14 protein-coding genes, 1 tRNA gene and 1 pseudogene are annotated in these 15,753 nt (G+C 65.4%); 8 read left to right on the top strand and 8 right to left on the bottom strand.

The genetic code is table 11. The features are described from left to right. Positions 1-20 precede the first annotated feature (20 nt). Positions 21-920 carry an alpha/beta fold hydrolase gene (locus BJL86_RS03825; RefSeq protein ID WP_197487540.1) on the bottom strand — a complete coding sequence of 300 codons (900 nt, stop codon included), beginning with the start codon at positions 918-920 and terminating at the stop codon, positions 21-23. 141 nt (positions 921-1,061) lie between these two features. Here BJL86_RS03825 and BJL86_RS03820 point away from each other — a divergent pair, with 141 nt between their 5' ends. Beyond that, positions 1,062-1,613, top strand: a complete 552-nt coding sequence (locus BJL86_RS03820) for a hypothetical protein (RefSeq protein ID WP_156515239.1) — start codon at positions 1,062-1,064, stop codon at positions 1,611-1,613. A 167-nt stretch (positions 1,614-1,780) separates the two neighbouring features. Here BJL86_RS03820 and BJL86_RS17025 read toward each other — a convergent pair whose 3' ends face one another. Continuing rightward, positions 1,781-1,957, bottom strand: coding sequence for a hypothetical protein (locus BJL86_RS17025; RefSeq protein ID WP_156515238.1), 177 nt, complete (start codon positions 1,955-1,957; stop codon positions 1,781-1,783). Between BJL86_RS17025 and BJL86_RS17825 the strand changes: the two are divergent. Together BJL86_RS17825 and BJL86_RS03810 are read left to right on the top strand one after the other, a co-directional pair. Further along, positions 1,878-2,393 (top strand): annotated as a pseudogene (locus BJL86_RS17825) (hypothetical protein); the annotation flags it as partial. The gene BJL86_RS17025 and the pseudogene BJL86_RS17825 sit on opposite strands and share 80 nt — an antisense overlap. Before the next feature lie 344 nt (positions 2,394-2,737). Then, positions 2,738-3,172, top strand: a complete 435-nt coding sequence (locus BJL86_RS03810) for an HNH endonuclease signature motif containing protein (RefSeq protein ID WP_067472681.1) — start codon at positions 2,738-2,740, stop codon at positions 3,170-3,172. Between the two features lie 108 nt (positions 3,173-3,280). On the opposite strand, the gene purB is transcribed toward BJL86_RS03810, so the two are convergent. The 5 genes from purB to BJL86_RS03785 all read right to left on the bottom strand — a co-directional run bounded on the left by purB (position 3,281) and on the right by BJL86_RS03785 (position 10,012). Beyond that, positions 3,281-4,729 (bottom strand): adenylosuccinate lyase, encoded by a 1,449-nt coding sequence (purB, locus tag BJL86_RS03805; RefSeq protein ID WP_257787295.1) that lies wholly within the window; start codon positions 4,727-4,729, stop codon positions 3,281-3,283. Between the two features lie 88 nt (positions 4,730-4,817). Continuing rightward, positions 4,818-6,563, bottom strand: coding sequence for an AMP-binding protein (locus BJL86_RS03800; protein ID WP_082908384.1), 1,746 nt, complete (start codon positions 6,561-6,563; stop codon positions 4,818-4,820). 111 nt (positions 6,564-6,674) lie between these two features. Beyond that, positions 6,675-7,883: an aminotransferase class I/II-fold pyridoxal phosphate-dependent enzyme gene (locus tag BJL86_RS03795; RefSeq protein ID WP_067472679.1), complete on the bottom strand. Its 1,209-nt coding sequence runs from the start codon at positions 7,881-7,883 to the stop codon at positions 6,675-6,677. A 64-nt stretch (positions 7,884-7,947) separates the two neighbouring features. After that, entirely contained in the window at positions 7,948-9,210 is a 1,263-nt protein-coding gene (gene purD, locus BJL86_RS03790; RefSeq protein ID WP_067472678.1) for a phosphoribosylamine--glycine ligase, read from the bottom strand. Positions 9,211-9,265: 55 nt separating this feature from the next. Continuing rightward, positions 9,266-10,012 (bottom strand): TetR/AcrR family transcriptional regulator, encoded by a 747-nt coding sequence (locus BJL86_RS03785; RefSeq protein ID WP_067472677.1) that lies wholly within the window; start codon positions 10,010-10,012, stop codon positions 9,266-9,268. 946 nt (positions 10,013-10,958) lie between these two features. Between BJL86_RS03785 and BJL86_RS03780 the strand changes: the two genes are divergently transcribed. Both BJL86_RS03780 and BJL86_RS03775 read left to right on the top strand, forming a co-directional pair. Next, entirely contained in the window at positions 10,959-11,381 is a 423-nt protein-coding gene (locus BJL86_RS03780) for an HIT family protein (RefSeq protein ID WP_067472676.1), read from the top strand. Positions 11,382-11,440: 59 nt separating this feature from the next. After that, positions 11,441-11,704, top strand: a complete 264-nt coding sequence (locus BJL86_RS03775) for a hypothetical protein (RefSeq protein WP_067472675.1) — start codon at positions 11,441-11,443, stop codon at positions 11,702-11,704. A gap of 196 nt (positions 11,705-11,900) precedes the next feature. Here BJL86_RS03775 and BJL86_RS03770 read toward each other — a convergent pair. Continuing rightward, positions 11,901-11,976 (bottom strand) — tRNA-Thr (locus tag BJL86_RS03770). 284 nt (positions 11,977-12,260) lie between these two features. Between BJL86_RS03770 and BJL86_RS03765 the strand changes: the two genes are divergently transcribed. The 3 genes from BJL86_RS03765 to BJL86_RS03755 all read left to right on the top strand — a co-directional run bounded on the left by BJL86_RS03765 (position 12,261) and on the right by BJL86_RS03755 (position 15,735). Then, entirely contained in the window at positions 12,261-13,637 is a 1,377-nt protein-coding gene (locus tag BJL86_RS03765) for a threonine/serine exporter family protein (protein WP_231887144.1), read from the top strand. 226 nt (positions 13,638-13,863) lie between these two features. Next, positions 13,864-14,076, top strand: coding sequence for a hypothetical protein (locus BJL86_RS03760; protein ID WP_067472674.1), 213 nt, complete (start codon positions 13,864-13,866; stop codon positions 14,074-14,076). A 135-nt stretch (positions 14,077-14,211) separates the two neighbouring features. After that, the gene (locus BJL86_RS03755) at positions 14,212-15,735 is read left to right on the top strand and encodes an alpha,alpha-trehalose-phosphate synthase (UDP-forming) (protein ID WP_067472673.1); all 1,524 of its coding nucleotides are present in this window, start codon (positions 14,212-14,214) and stop codon (positions 15,733-15,735) included. Positions 15,736-15,753 lie beyond the last annotated feature (18 nt).

Genomic DNA, 15,753 nt, shown 5'->3' with positions numbered 1-15,753 from the left:
GAGGGCGGCAGGACTCCCGGTTACGCCTCGAAGAGTTGGTCCAACCATTCGTCGAGCTGGACGTAGGCGGCGTCGGCGTCGAGGTCGTTGAAGATCTCGTGGAAGGCGCCGGGGAACTCGGTGAGCGTCACCGCCGGGGTCAGGCCCGCGCGCTCCCTCGCCGCCGCGGACAGCGCCGCGAATTCGCGCGAACCGATGATGTCGGCCAGGGCATCCTCCGTGCCGTGAATGATCCTCGTGGGAATCGAAATCGTTCCCGCCTGCGCGCGGGTCGTATCCCCGGCGGACAGCATCGTCGCTGCCGTCAATGCGGGAACTGGTTTGTGGAACACGAGCGGGTCCTCAGAATAGTCCTCCACGTACGCCTCGATCCTGCTGATTCCCTCTGGATCAAGCGAAGACGCGGGGGCCCATGGCGCCAACGCCGCGAGCAGTTCGCCGAGATTCTTGTACCACTCCGGGTAGCCGACGCCGACGAGTAGTGCAGGCGAGGACAGGAACATGCCGTCGACGGCCCCCGGGACGCGCACTGCGGTCGCCGCCGCGAGCAGCCCGCCCATGGAGTGGCCCATCAGTCCGACCGGGATCCCGCGTTCTCGCGCATGAGCCGCCACCCGCAGGAGCGCCGCGTGCACTGTGCCGACCAACGCATTCACGTCGACGACCGCACGCCGTCCCGAAGAGCGCCCGTGCCCGGGAAGATCGAACGCGAACACGGTGACCCCACTCTCAGCGAGATGTTCGATCTGCCGCGCATAGCGGCCGTGGTGCTCGCCGAATCCGTGCACGAGTAGCAGTGCGGCCCGCTCGGTGCCGCGCGCCGGGAACGACCTGCCGAACACAGTGCCGCCGTCCGCGCCGGGTTCGCCGGCGTTCCAAGGGGTCGAGGGCACGCTGTCGATGCTGGGGAGGTACGTCATTCCCACACAGTAACCCCCACCCATGACGTCGGACGCCGGTTTCACCCGACCGGGCGGGGCCGGAAAATTCCTGCTCTACTATCACCGGCTTCTCAGCGATCACCTGCGAAGCTGCCAGCATCGGAGAATATCGTCGCCGGTGTGACTTTGCTTGACGGGCCTTCCGGCCCTATTGACTTCTTGATGACAGGGTTCGCGACGCTGGCGATCTGTGCCTCGGCGATCCTGCTACTGGTGGTCGTACTCGTACCGCGATTACGCGAAGGCGCCGGCCTTCCGTCGACGATCCTTGCCCTCGTCGGCGCGATCGTCGCTCGATTCACCGAGCAGAACACGGTGTTCGGCGACGAGGTGTTTCGCGGTTCGACCGTCTACTGGTCGGTGGCGCTCGCCCTCACGTCGGCGGTGTGGTGGGGCGTGGCCTCGGCGAAAAACAAGCCCCAGGCGCCTCATCCCGTCGTCCACAAGCCTTCCTTGTCGCCTGGGGAATCCACGTCCGCGGTCGCCGTGCAGACGCGCCCCCGGACCGGCTCGGCCCAGGCTGCCGCCTCGACCACCCGACCACGCACGTCGTCCTCCTCCACCTTCGCCACGTGGAGTGTGCTCGTGCTCGGCGGGGCCGCGTCCATCGCCATCGCCGTGTCAACCTTCCTCACCGCTACAGGCATCCATCCCGTGTCGCTCCCCCTCTAGCCCCTGAACGCGACGATCGACACTTTCGTCGGTCTCAGACCCCCGAGAACGTAACGCAGCAGGCAAACACCCAGGTCCGCCCGGACCGGCCGCACTCCACAGGCCCATCCGTGATCCACAGCGGTTGATTTCGTTGCAGGTTTCGCGCCGTCTTTTTCGGCCTGTCCTCATAGCGTGGCGGCCATGAACGACATCCCCGATGACACGGCGCCCCGCGAGAGTCCGGTCGCGCTCGTGTCCCACGCGAGCGAGGCGCTCGCCGATGTGTGCGCGTCGTTGGCTCCCGAGCGCGGCTGGCTCGGCGAAAGCGATCGGTTCTCGATTTCCCGCGAGGTCGAGCTCATCGCTCGCCGCGCGGAAGTCGCGGCAGTTCTTCACGCCGGGCACTTCGCCTCGGTGGAGGTCGCGCTGAACCGTTCCCGCACGCGAATTGCCGCAGCTCTATCGGAAGCGACGGGCTGCAGCAGGCCGCAGGCGCATACTCGGCTGGATACCTTCGATCTTGTCGACACCATCGCCGGCCGCGCGTTCATCGAGCTACGGATCACCGCGATTCAAGCACGCGCCATCGCCTCCGCACGCGAACCCTACGAAGACCTCCTCGACAAGGCCGTCCTCGACAGGGCCGAAGAGCGCATCGTGCGCAGGGCGGGCACCAAGTCCGCCGCCACGCTCAAGCAGGAGGTACAAACCTCACTCAGCCCCAGGCTCCCGTCCGACGGCAAGGACCGGCAGGCACAACAGCGCGCGGCCCGCGCGGCGCGACTCTACGGTCAGCAATCCGATGGCATGTCCAAACTCGTCTTAAACGTAACCCCGGGTACGCGGTCCTTGCTCGGAGGTCTATCGGCGCGGGCGAGCGCGCTGCGCGCGAAACAGGCCGAAGAAGCGCCAAAGAGGGCCGGGTTCCGGAGGATCTCAGCCACGAGCAGGCGTTCCACGATCTTCTCCTCGAGCACCTCGCCACCACCGACGATTCATCCAACGCAACCGAAACGCCACAAGGCCAGAGCCCCGCAGAAAACGCTTCGCGACCGGCTCCCCACACGTCGTCCGGCTCCACGCCGGTCGCTTCGATCGTCATCCGCCTCGGCCCGGGAGACTGGACCAATCTCGGCACTCTCGTGTCGACGAATTCCGGCGCGGTCGTGTCCGTGCGCGACGCCCTCGACATGGCTTCGAGCGGCCCCAGCTTTTTATCCACGCGAGTTTCCGGCCGCGAGCGATTGTTCCGGATCGACGAGATCGATCCCGACGCCACGAACGCCGAGTCCCGATTCGCCGACGCGGTCCAACGCCTGGTGCTTTACGCCCAAGCCGATGGCTGCCGCTTCCCCGGTTGCGACGAACCTGCGGTGCGGTGCCAGGTACACCACCTAAAACCCTGGAATGACGGCGGACGTACCACCCTCGCAAATCTGCTTCTCGTGTGCCGCGCGCATCACAACAAGATCAACGGCTCTCCGGATGGCTGGTCGGTTCGCCCGGATCCGCACGATCTCGAAAAATTCGTGTGGACGCCAAATACTCCGCCGCGGGACTCCGCAGAGCCCGCCTAACGCCCGGCCGAACACCGACCGGACCCGCTAGGCGCCCAACCTGCGCGGTCCCCCACCCGCATCGCCACGCGCCTTCGCAACACCACAGCGAAGGCGCCACACGGCGTGCTAGAAAATTTCGCCCGGGCTGTACACCGCCGCGTCAGGGTACTGCTCGACGAGGTCCGCGACCTGCGCAACGACCGCATCGGTCTGCGAGCCGGCCGCACCGACAAACGCGTCCTTCTGCGCAAGTTCGGCCTCGAGCTGTTCCTTGTCCAGCGGGATGCGAGAATCTGCGGCGAGCCGTTCGATCAGGTCCGGTTCTCGCCCCTCCTCGCGCATCGCCAACGCAACGGCCACCGCGTTCTCCTTGATCGCCTCGTGCGCGGTCTCACGCCCCACGCCAGCACGCACGGACGCCATGAGCACCTTCGTAGTCGCGAGGAACGGCAGGTAACGCTGGAGCTCCTTGTCGATCACCGCCGGGTAGGCACCGAACTCCTCGAGCACGGTGAGAAATGTTTCGTACTGCCCTTCAAGCGTGAAGAACGCGTCAGGAAGCGCGACCCGACGCACCACGGAGCAGAACACGTCGCCCTCGTTCCACTGGGCACCGGCAAGCTCGGACACCATCGACTGGTAGCCACGAAGCACGACCTGCATCCCGTTGATCCGCTCGCACGAACGCGCGTTCATCTTGTGCGGCATAGCGGACGAACCGACTTGTCCCGGCTTGAACCCCTCGGTCACCGTTTCGTTCCCCGCCATCAGACGCACAGTGTGGGCCCAGGATGACGCCGCCGCTCCCATATGCACGAGCGCACCGACAACCTCGTGGTCCACCGAACGCGGATACACCTGCCCGACGGAACTGAAGACCTGGCCGAACCCGAGGTGCTGCGCGACGAGCGTTTCGAGCTCCTGCAGCTTCGCCTCGTCGCCGTCAAAAAGATCCAACATGTCCTGCGCGGTGCCCATCGGCCCCTTGATTCCGCGAAGCGGGAGGTTATCGGCTGTGGTCCGCACCCGCCGTAGCGCGATGAGGAGCTCCTCTGTGGCCGAGGCGAATCGCTTGCCGAGCGTCGTCGCCTGGGCGGCGACGTTGTGCGAGCGGCCGGCCATCACGAGGTCCCGGTACGCTACCGCGCGCTCGGCCAGTCGCCGCGCGGCCGCGACGCCGCGCCCGTGGACGAGTTCCAGCGACTGCCGCAGCTGCAGCTGCTCCACGTTCTCGGTGAGGTCGCGGCTCGTCATCCCCTTATGGATGTGCTCGTGCCCGGCCAGCGCGTTGAATTCCTCGATCCGCGCCTTCACATCGTGGCGGGTCACGCGCTCGCGCTCGGCGATCGAGTCAAGGTTTACCTGGTCGATCACCGCCTCGTAGTCGGCGATAACATCGTCGGCGATATCCAGTCCGAGCGAGGACTGCGCACGCATCACGGCGATCCACAGTTGCCGTTCGAGCCGAATCTTGTTCTCGGCCGACCAGATCCGCGCCATGTCCGCGCTCGCATACCGTGAGGCGAGAACGTTGGCGATACGAGGCTTTGCTGGGCTATTCGCGCTATCAGTCACGCCCTCGATTATTGCCCATCCCCGCGCCCGGCCTCTAGCCGCCTCTCCCCCGTCGCATCCGCCACGCGGCTCCTTCGTCTTTCTCGCGTCAGCTCCGGGTCGTGCGTTCCTTGCGCAGCAGGAATCGCTGGATCTTGCCCGATGGTGTCTTGGGAAGCTCGGCGACATAGTGGATCCGGCGAGGGTAGGCGTGCGCCGCGAATCCCTTCTTCACCAGGTGCTGGAGCCGCGAAGTCGTGGCCTCGGCCGTCCCCGCGTCCGGAATACCGTCGCGCAGGACGACGTAGCTTTCGAGCACCTCTCCGCGCAGGTCGTCCGGAACGCCGATGACGGCGGCCTCTATTACCTCCGGGTCCTGCACCAACACCGATTCGACATCGAACGGACCGATCCGGTAGCCGGCCATGATAACGACATCGTCGTCGCGACTGGCGAAGTAGAACATCCCATCCTGGCCCCGCTTGCCGGCATCGCCTGTGTAGTACCAGCGACCGTCGGAGGAGAAGCGCTCTGCCGTCTTCTCCGGCGCGTCGAGGTAGCCGGCAAACCATTTGAGCGCGCTCGCCGACATGTCGATCGCCACCCTTCCCATTCGATCGTCCGAGGACGCCCCCGCCGCCGCCCGTTCCATCGGTCGATCGTCTACGGGATCGAGCACCTCGCTATCCCAACCCGGCAGGGAAACGCCCATGGAACCGGCGCGTAAATCGTTGCGGTACTGCGGATGCCATGGGTTGACGATGAACATTCCATGCTCGGTCTGGCCATAGTGATCGCGAACCTCGCTGCCGAAGAAGCTCTTGCCCCATTCGATGATCTCCGGAGTCAGTGGCTCGCCGGCCGAAGACGCGCAGCGCAGTACCGTCGGTCCCGACGCGCCCGCAGCGTGCGCGCGAATCGTGCGATACACGGTAGGTGCGGCGGCGAAATTCGTGACACCACACTCTTCGAACACCCGCAGCGCCAGCGTTGGCGAATATGCCGAGGTGAGCAGAATGTTCGGCAACCCGAGTGCCATCGGACCCATAATCCCGTAGTACAGGCCATAGGCCCAGCCCGGGTCTGCGGAGTTCCAGAACACGTCCTCGGGGTGCATGTCCAGCCCGATTTCCATGTATTGGTGGAACGACGCCAGCGAACGCACGGGGATCACCACGCCCTTCGGGCGCCCAGTTGTCCCGGAGGTGTAGAGCACCACCATCGTGGCACCACTTCCCACCCGAGCGGCGGAACGATCGCCCCATTCGGACTCCTGCGTGAGCTCCTCCAGCTGTAGGTCACCCGCGCGTAGCGCAGACTCCGCTGCCGCACCGGAGCCCGCGACGACGACTTGGGCCTCGCCGCCGGAGATCTTCTCGCGTTGCCCCGGATCGCTCACGATCACCTTCGCGCGCGAGCCCTCCAGGCGCATCTCGATAGCCGGCCAGGCAAACGCCGTGAATAGCGGCACGTACACCGCACCGAGCCGCCAGATACCGAGCATGACTCCAACGAGCTCCGCGGACTTGCCCATCAGCGTCGCGACTGCGTCGCCTTCGCCCACACCGAGATCGGCGAGCGCCGCTGCGACCTTCTCGCTGTTCGCCTTCAGCTCCCCGTACGTCAGGGCTGTGGTCTGGAGGGCGCCGTCTTCGTCTTCGGAGACAACCGAGAACGCGGTCGCCTCGGGATCGTGGCGGTCACAGAGCAGTTCGGCGACGCAGGCGTCGGGAGTGTCGTATTCGGCGAGCAGCTGGTCGACGGACCTCGCGGTCCGGGTTTCGTCGCCAGCGCCCTTCTCGATCGTTGCGGACACGTTCGTCTCCTCATTTCTCGGAAGCTGTCGCCCGAGCATGGACCAGCGCCGCGCCCAGGCGGCTGCGAGAAACCCGCAGCCACACCGCAAGTATGGCGCAGATCACATTTGGTGAGTATCCACGAACGTGGGTATCCGGCCCGAAAACCGTCAACGAGCGAGAAATTCCTCAAGCCGACCTAGCGCGATCGAGATGCTCTCGGCATCGCCGGCGAAGCTCATGCGCACCGTTGTGGCCCCACCGCGCTGGTCGAAATCGACGCCCGGGGTGAGCGCGACGCCGGTCGCGCCGAGTACCTCCCGGCACCATGCCAGCGAATCGGAGGTGTGCGCCGACACGTCGACGTACACATAGAACGCCCCATCAGGCTGCGCGATCAGCGGCATCCCCAACTCATCCAGCCTGCCGACGACGAGGTCGCGATTTTCCGCATACCGTTCAACGTGCCCGTCGAGCTCCGCCGCAGCGTCCCGCCCCAGCGCGCCGAGCGCCGCATACTGCGAATTGGCGGGCGCACAGATCGACAGGTTCCCGAGCAGAACGTCGACCGCCTCCCGAAGCCCTGCGGGCACGAGCATCCACCCGATGCGCCATCCCGTCATCGAGAAATACTTGGAAAACGACCCGATCACCGCGGCGTTTCGGGAGAATTCCCAGGCGCTCGCGCATCGGCGGCCGAAGGAGATGCCGTGGTAGATCTCGTCCGACACGAGCAAGGTGCCCGCCTCGTCGCACCAGTGGGCGATGCCCGCGAGCTCGTCCTCCCCAATGATCGCGCCCGTCGGGTTTGCCGGGGACGCGATGACGAGGCCGGCCGGGGGCGCGCCGAGCTCCGACGTCAGACGCTCGAGGTCGTCCACGCTCGGCTGGAAACGTTCGGTGTCGACGGGATCGAACTCGACCACCTCGCAGCCGAGCGCCGCCAGCGTATTGCGGTAGGCCGGATAACTCGGGCGGGCCAACGCCACGGTGTCGCCGGGGTCGAAGGCGGCGAGGAACAGCGCGGTGAAGCCGCCCGAAGATCCGGTGGTTATGACGACGGAGTCGGGGTCAACCGTGTAGCCGTACCGGGTTTCGTGGAGTTCGGCGATGCGCGCGCGCAGTTCTGCGATGCCCGGGGTCGGCGTGTACCCGAGGATGTGCTCATCGAGCATCGCTTTGGCGGCCGCGAGCACGGGGGCCGGCGCGCCGGTGGAGGGCTGCCCGGCGGAAAGCGAGATCATGTCGCCGTGACTGGCTTGTCGCGCGGCGGCAGCGTCGATCACCTCCATCACGCGGAAGCGCTCGACGTGCGAGCGAGCGGACCGCGAGGGCCCCTCGCCGCCGGAGCTGCCGTTCGTTGCCCGGTCCGATGACATTGAGTGCCTGCCTTACCGTGTCCGCCCTAGGCGCGGGGCGCAAAGTTTCGCCCCGCGACACCTGTTACGCCTTCGGAACCTCGATACGACCCTCGAGCGCGGCCTGCCCGATGTCGGTGCGGAAATGCCCGCCGCGCATGCGCACTCCGCCGAGGATGTCGTAGGCCTGAGTGCGCGCTTCGCGAAGGTCCGCGCCCACGCCGACAACCGACAGCACGCGACCGCCGGCGGAGACCAACTCACCGTCCTCGTTGCGTCCGGTACCCGCATGCAGCAGGCCGTCCTGCGAGGCGCCGGTGATGAGGTCGCCCTTGCGTGGGGTCGCCGGATAGTTCTCGGCCGCGAGAACGACGGTCACCGCGGCGCCGTCCCGCCACTTCAGTGGAGGCAGGTCGGCGAGCGTCCCAGCTGCGACGGCGGACAGCGCCTCACCCAGCGGCGATTCGAGCAGAGCCAGAACGGCTTGCGTCTCCGGATCACCGAAACGGCAGTTGAATTCGACGACCGAGGGGCCCTCGGAGGTCATCGCGAGACCGGCGTAGAGCAGCCCGGAGAACGCGGTTCCGCGAGCGACCATCTCCTTCGCGACGGGCGCGACGACCTCGTCGACGATCTGGTCAACGGCGCCGTCATCCAACCAGGGAAGCGGCGTGTAGGCGCCCATGCCACCGGTGTTGGGTCCGCGGTCCCCGTCGCCGACTCGCTTGTGATCCTGGGCGGGCAGCAGCGGCACGACGGTCTCGCCGTCGACGAGGCAGAACAGCGACACCTCCGGCCCGTCGAGGAAAGACTCGAGAAGCACCGGGTGGCCGTCTTCGAGACAGGCCATCGCGTGAGCCCGCGCCGCGTCACGGTCGTCGGTAACCACGACCCCCTTGCCCGCCGCGAGTCCATCGTCCTTGACGACGAACATCGGGCCGAACTCGTCGAGCGCGGCGTCGAGATCGGCAGTCGAATCCACGATGAGCGCCTTGGCGGTCCGGACCCCGGCCGCGGCCATGACGTCCTTGGCAAACGCCTTGGAGCCTTCGATCTGTGCGGCCGCGGCAGAGGGACCGAACACGGCGAAGCCGTCTTCGCTGAGCCTGTCGGCCACGCCCGCAACGAGCGGGACCTCGGGCCCGATGACCACGAGATCCGCTCCGACTTCCTTCGCCAGCGCCGTTACCTCGGCACCAGAGGCGGCCTGCACGGAGTGCACCTTGGCCACCTTGTCCATCCCGGCGTTGCCCGGGGCGACGTGGAGCGAGTCCACGGCCGGGTCCTTCGCCAGGGTGGTCAACAGGGAATGTTCGCGGGCGCCGGAGCCGATCACAAGAATTCGCACGCTGAAATCCTATCGGACTTCCCGATCGCCTTCGCGGCGCCGCACGTTGTGTCCGCTACAGCCAATCGGTGAGATCGGACAGCGCACCCGCCGGGAACGGTTTCTGCTCGGCGACCAACTCCTGCCCTTTTTCGGTGAGAAGGATGGGGCCGATGACCCTCTGGAGCTGAGCGTCGAGAACGTCCCAGATCCGGTCGACGTCCTTGCCCTCGCCGATGAATCCGAGCGCGCTGATCATTGACATCCCGAGCAACGAGGACCAGATCTCAAGGGTTTCGGTGTCCGAGATCTCGGCCCGGAACACCCCGGACGGCACACCCTTCTCGGCAGGCTTGCGCAGCGCGGCGATGAGCTTGTCCGCGGCCTCACGCACCACCGGCGACGTGCCGCCGGTTTCCGAGATCATGCGATTCCACTGCGGCTCATCGATGGCGAACTTCACGTAGGCGCGGCAGGCATTGCGCACGTCGGCCCAGGCTGCGAGCCCCGCACGCTCGGATTCCGACTCGGCGGCGACTCCGGCATCGAGCACGAGGGAAGTGCGCATGCTCTCCGCCATCTCCTCGATCCCACGGCTCGCGACGATGTCGACGAGCTCCGCACGGTTGGTGAAATGCCGGTAAGCGGCGGTTGCCGAGACGCCGATCTCCGCTGCGATCTCCCGAAGGACGATCGCTCGCTCGCCGGAATGGCGCGCCCGGCGGGTCGCCGACGCGATGATCGCCCGTCGTAGGTCGCCATGGTGATAGGGCTTGCGGGGTTCGGCGATCGTCCCGCTCTTTGGCTGGTTCGTGGCGGACACGTTTTTCCCTCCTTATTTAAATACCTTGGTCATTTGTTTGTCGTGCGGAAAGCGTCGCCCGACCAGCGCCCCGCCGCTCCGGTCACCTCTGCCCGGGAGCGGAAATCGCGCTGACGTGTAATGGGCTATTCTTTCGTTGCAATTTGCCGGCCTGTGCCGCGACCTCATCCGTACGAGAATCCGGATCCAGTTGGGTCGCCACGCGGCATCTCGCGTTTGCGGTTCGCACATGTGACGTTGGGACTATCCGCCGCCTGCGCGATCCGTATGCGCGGACCTCAGTTGGCCTCACGCATATCGTGTGGTTTGGGCTATTTCCGTCTGTATCTAGCTTCGTTCACCGTGCACCGCGAACTAACGCCGTGTCTGGCCGTCTTGTTCACCGTTTGTCGACAGCGGGCCGCCAACGCGAGAGCGCGGTAACCGACTTCACCCGTTCAGTTACAGGAACGCCGGTACCGACCTCACGTTGCGCGCAAATGCATGCCTCCAGGTGCGCACAGGCCGGAAGCGTCTCGAAATCCCCGACTCGTTCGCCGAACGGTACTACCCATTCCTGGCCGCGAGCTGCAAACTTCCTGGCGAGAACCTTGGAAACATGGATAACTTTCTGGCGCCTTCGGGGCCTGCACCCCAAGTCCCGGTGAGCAAGAGCCCGTTTCCCGGATTGTCCGTCTCTAATGACCTCGCGCACTGTCGAACGGTGAAACGCAAAAGCTACCGAACCACTGTGTTCGATCTGTCACATATATTACGTGTCGGGAAGGTAAATAACGCACAGAAGGCCTGTGTTTCGGGTTTTACATCCGTCCTTATTGTGTCTAACTGTTCTCTGACTTCCCGCAGTTTTCACCGAGAATGACGCCGGGATTCGGCGCCTGCCCGGCCGCCGCACCGATCACTAGTGCCCTGCATGAGCGCGATTACTGCGGGTAGCATTCGTGGCATGGCTTCGATCTTCACCAAAATCATCGACGGCGAACTTCCGGGGCGATTCATATGGAAGGACGATGTTTGTGTGGCGTTCCTCACTATCGCCCCCGTGACGGACGGACACACACTCGTCGTGCCTCGCGCCGAGGTCGACCGCTGGACGGATCTCGAACCGGAAGCGTTCGCCCACGTCATGAAGGTGGCGCAAATCGTCGGCACCGGAGTCATGGACGCGTTCGATGCACCCAGGGCCGGGCAGCTCATCGCAGGCTTCGAGGTTCCCCACACGCATGTCCACGTGTTTCCCGCCTGGGACATGGGCGGCTTCGACTTGTCGAAGGCAGACTCGGAAGCCTCGGCGGCGGCGATGGACACCGCCGCAGGGGCCATCAGGGCCGCTTTGCGAGAGCGCGGCCACGACCACGTCGCCGACTAAGGCCTGCCACTAGCCCGTCGATACCGCTTTCACACCTCAAGACCGCTGGGATGCCCTCTGTGAGACCACAGGATCTTTACCCGGAATTCGGCAATTTCGTCTCCGATCTGCGCACGCATTCGGAGCGGCTCGCGTTCATTCGCCTTGATGTCGAGACCTGGAACCCCGACGAGCTTCGCGCGGACACCGGATCAGGATGGAGCTCGGACGAAACGCTGGTCTCGTTGATCGACGACCTCGATCGAGCCGAGTCGACGCTTCGCGCCGCGACGGCAAATCTCGAATCCGCTTGGGCCGCGCTCGGCCGCCTGGCGTCGGATTAGCGGCTCACCGCGCCGCGAAAGGCGGCTGCGACAACATTGGGGGTACTCGCGATAACCCCTGAATGCGATTTGCGCCACTATCGCGAAACCGCGGCGCGCCCGTGCCAGTGCCAGAGAGCGAAGGGCATGGCGAACAATCGGCTGAAACACGGTGCCCTGCAGATGTTTTGAACCGGATCTTTGGGCACAATGGCGGTGGAGCTGGAGAAGGGACTTGAACCCTCAACCGCCCGATTACAAGTCGGGTGCGCTACCAATTGCGCCACTCCAGCAGGTCCCAGATAGTCTATCTGGCGAATGTTCGTGCGCCTATTCTGGCCGCACTGTTCATATTTTCACACGAGGCGAGCTCGCGCTATCGACGACGGCACTGGCAATCGGCGATACGGTGCTGGCCTCACATCCACCACATCACTCGTGAGCTGTCGGCTCCTGGCACGGCCCGTCCTACAGCTTGCGTGTATCCCCAGCCATCGGCGCTACGCATCAAGGGAGGTCAGTTTCGGATATGGCGGCATCTCATCCGTCGAATCGCGCGGCAACAGCTCGGGAGGCTGTGACGACTACGCTGGAACCGTTCTGGCGTCCGCTGGCGCGCTGGGGACTTCGCAAGTCGGCGATCGATCGCGCCGCCGAGCCCCCGCTGTCGCCGTGGGCGCCGATCGACCTCGACGACGACGCCACAGTGACATCCGTGTTGCAGCTCTCGCTGGATATCGCGGTCGTCCTGTTGTCTTCCGGCGAGGGTGCCGCTGATACCGCTCTTCAGGCGGAGTCGGTCGCGGCATCGTTCGGCCTACCTCACGCGACGGTCGAGATCACGTTCACCTCGTTGACGATGGCCGTCGGCCGCCGTCCCGGCCGCCCGCCGATCTCGGTGATCAAGGTCGTCGAATACCGCACGATCGACCTCACGCGGATGATCCGCGTGACCCGACTCATCGACGCGATCATCCGTCGCAAGATCACTCTCGATCAGGCGTCAGCACAGGTCGAGCAGATCACTAACGCGCCGCACCCGTACAAGTTCAACACCGCTATCGCCGGGTGGTCGTTTCTCGCCGCCGGCGTCGTGCTCCAGCTCGGTGGCGCACCCCTCGCTGCGGCGCTGTCCTTCGTCTCGGTATTCGCGACGATGTGGATCAACCGACTGATGTCAAAGGCGGGGCTCCCGGCGTTCTTCCAGCAGTTCATCGGCGGGTTTATTGCCGGGGTGACCGCGCTTGCGGCTTACCGGGTCTTCGAGAACACTGCTGTGGACGTGAGACCCTCGCAAGTCGTCGCAGCCGGCATCATCGTGCTGCTCGCCGGTCTCACGCTGGTGGGTGCCATCGAGGACGCCATCACGGGTTATCCGGTGACGTCGGCGGGCCGTGTAGTCGAGACGACCATGCTCACGGGCGGCATCGTGGGCGGTATTGCCACCGCGATCGCCTTCTTCGCGCGCTTCGGAATCGAGGCCCCGCCCATCAATCCCACCTTTTATGGCGGCAACCCTTTCATCGTCGTGCTGCTCGCCGCTGGCGTCGGCGCCGCCGGATTCTCTCTGGCTTCCTACGCCACGCCGAAGGCCATCGTGCTGGCGGGAGTCGTCGGCATGGTGTCGATCACCGTCTATACCCTGTGCACGACCAATGACCTCGGCGCCATCGTCGGTTCGGGCGCCGCAGCAACCACTGCCGGTCTGATCGGCGGCATTTTCGCTCGCTGGGTCGGCCTTCCGCACATGATCGTCACGGTGGCCGGTGTCGCCCCGCTACTCCCCGGTCTTTCTCTGTACCGGGGCCTGTCGGGACTTCTGTCGGATAACTCCTCCGCCGCGCTCGGCCAGCTGTCCCAGGCCGGCGGTATCGCCGTCGCGCTCGCAGCCGGTGTTGTATTCGGTGAGTGGCTCACCCGTGTCATGCGTCGCACGCAGGCCGCCGACCTCTAGCCAGCAATGTGGGAGGGCTGCGGGGCAGCCTTTCTCCAGGCGCGACCGGTGCCCGCCGCCGGCCCATCGCCGTGTAGCGGGTGCGGTCGGCGCCGGTCCACACGGTAGGATGGCCGGTACTGACACCAGCAGCCACGTCGGCTGTACACCATCGACGTCATCGCAATTAATTGCCCACTAGCTGCGCGTGCACCGAGCCGGCACCCGCTGCTGCAGGAGGAATCACATGGCAGGCAAGACCAATGACACCCCCGACGTCATCAATGATGACGACCTCGAGCCGGTCGCCGACGAGACGGCCGACCGCGCCCGCCTCGTCGTGACCGCGCACTCCGCCGACGCCGATGAAGCGACTATGCTGCTCAACATGCTCGGAATCGGCCCCGACTCCTCCACGAGCATCGTCGAGAGCGACGTCGAGGAGGAAGAGGCCAAATAGCCTCGCGCTCCGCACTTTTCAATCGCCTTCCCGCCCACGCACGTAAAGTGGGTGCCGAGCCGGCGTAGCGGCGCCGGGGATTCGAGCGGCGCGGCACAGGCAGTGCGCACGAATCGGGCAACGAGGAGGCAATTCGTGACGGCCAATGCGGCTACACCGAACGACACGTCCACTGCGACTCGGGGAGAATCCGCACCCCGCAGCACGCTGACCAGCAATGTCGGCCATGCCGACTTCGTCGTTGTCGCCAACAGGCTCCCCATCGACCTGGAGCGCCGCCCCGACGGAACCGAGGTGTGGAAGCGTTCCCCCGGCGGACTCGTCACGGCCCTCGAATCCGTTCTCCAGGCATCCTCCGGAGCGTGGGTCGGCTGGCCCGGGGTGCCCGACGCGAACCCGGAGCCCTTCGAGGCTGACGGCATCGAACTGCACTCGGTCCCCTTATCCGCCCAAGAGATCGAGTACTACTACGAGGGCTTTTCCAACGGCACGCTGTGGCCGCTGTTCCACGACGTGATCGTGCAGCCCGAATACCACCGCCACTGGTGGTCCGCCTACGTCGAGGTCAATAGGCGCTTCGCGGAAACGGTGGCTGCCGCAACCGCCGAGCAAGGCACCGTGTGGGTGCAGGACTACCAATTGCTGCTCCTACCCAAAATGTTGCGACAGATCCGGCCCGACCTGAACATCGGCTTCTTCCAGCACATCCCGTTCCCACCGGTCGAGCTGTTCATGCAGTTGCCGTGGCGCACGGAGATCATCGAAGGAATGCTCGGCGCCGATCTCGTCGGATTCCATCTTCCTGGGGGCGTCGAGAATTTCCTCTACCTCGCCTCTCGTCTTTCGGGTTACGAAACCTCGCGGCGCAGCATCGGCACCGCACGCAAAGGCAGCCGCTCCGGAGTGGTGCAGGTCGGTTTCCGCGAGGTAAAGGTAGGCGCGTTCCCGATTTCCATCGCCTCGGGAAAGATCTCGGAGCGCAGTAAGTCCAAGGAAGTCCGCCAGCGGTCGAAAGAGATCCGCAAGGAGCTCGGCAATCCGAAACTGCTCATGCTTGGCGTGGATCGCCTCGACTACACCAAGGGAATCGATGTCCGACTTCGCGCACTCGAGGAGCTCATCGCCGAGGGACGTATCGGAGCCAGCGACGTGTCCCTGGTGCAAATCGCGACGCCGAGCCGAGAGCGGGTCGAGCAGTATCAGACGATGCGCACGTCGATCGAGCACGCAGTGGGCAGGATCAACGGCTTGTACGGGACGATCGGCCACCCGATCGTCACCTACCTCCACCGGCCCGTTCCGCAGGCGGAGCTCCTGGCGTTCTACCGTTCCGCCGACGTCATGCTCGTTACACCGATTCGCGACGGAATGAACCTCGTCGCCAAAGAGTACGTAGCCGCTACCGTCGACGGCGACGGCGCGCTCGTGCTGTCCGAGTTCACGGGCGCGGCCGCCGAACTCCGGCGAGCGTACAAGTGCAATCCGCACGACCTGGACGGGGTAAAGGATGCCATCGAACTCGCGGTGGGCGACGATCCGGAAGAGCGCCGTCGCCGCATGACGACCCTACGTCGGCAGGTCCTCACCAACGACGTCACACGGTGGGCGCGCCAGTTCCTCAAGGCATTGGGCGGCGAGGAGCTGTCCGCGAAGCTCTGATTCCGGCCGCCGCGGCGG

It is taken from the genome of Dietzia timorensis, assembly GCF_001659785.1.
GTDB classification, from domain to species: domain Bacteria; phylum Actinomycetota; class Actinomycetes; order Mycobacteriales; family Mycobacteriaceae; genus Dietzia; species Dietzia timorensis.
The sequence above is the reverse complement of the archived record's forward strand: the minus strand, read 5'-3'. Positions and strand labels throughout refer to the sequence as shown.

What these genes read in the sequence shown, in the direction of transcription:
- BJL86_RS03795 (WP_067472679.1), bottom strand. Translation starts at nt 7,883, where the DNA reads ATGTCATCGGACCGGGCAACGAACGGCAGCTCCGGCGGCGAGGGGCCC.
- BJL86_RS03800 (WP_082908384.1), bottom strand. Translation starts at nt 6,563, where the DNA reads ATGCTCGGGCGACAGCTTCCGAGAAATGAGGAGACGAACGTGTCCGCA.
- BJL86_RS03760 (WP_067472674.1), top strand. Translation starts at nt 13,864, where the DNA reads ATGGCAGGCAAGACCAATGACACCCCCGACGTCATCAATGATGACGAC.
- BJL86_RS03780 (WP_067472676.1), top strand. Translation starts at nt 10,959, where the DNA reads ATGGCTTCGATCTTCACCAAAATCATCGACGGCGAACTTCCGGGGCGA.
- BJL86_RS17025 (WP_156515238.1), bottom strand. Translation starts at nt 1,957, where the DNA reads ATGAGCTCGACCTCGCGGGAAATCGAGAACCGATCGCTTTCGCCGAGC.
- BJL86_RS03825 (WP_197487540.1), bottom strand. Translation starts at nt 920, where the DNA reads ATGACGTACCTCCCCAGCATCGACAGCGTGCCCTCGACCCCTTGGAAC.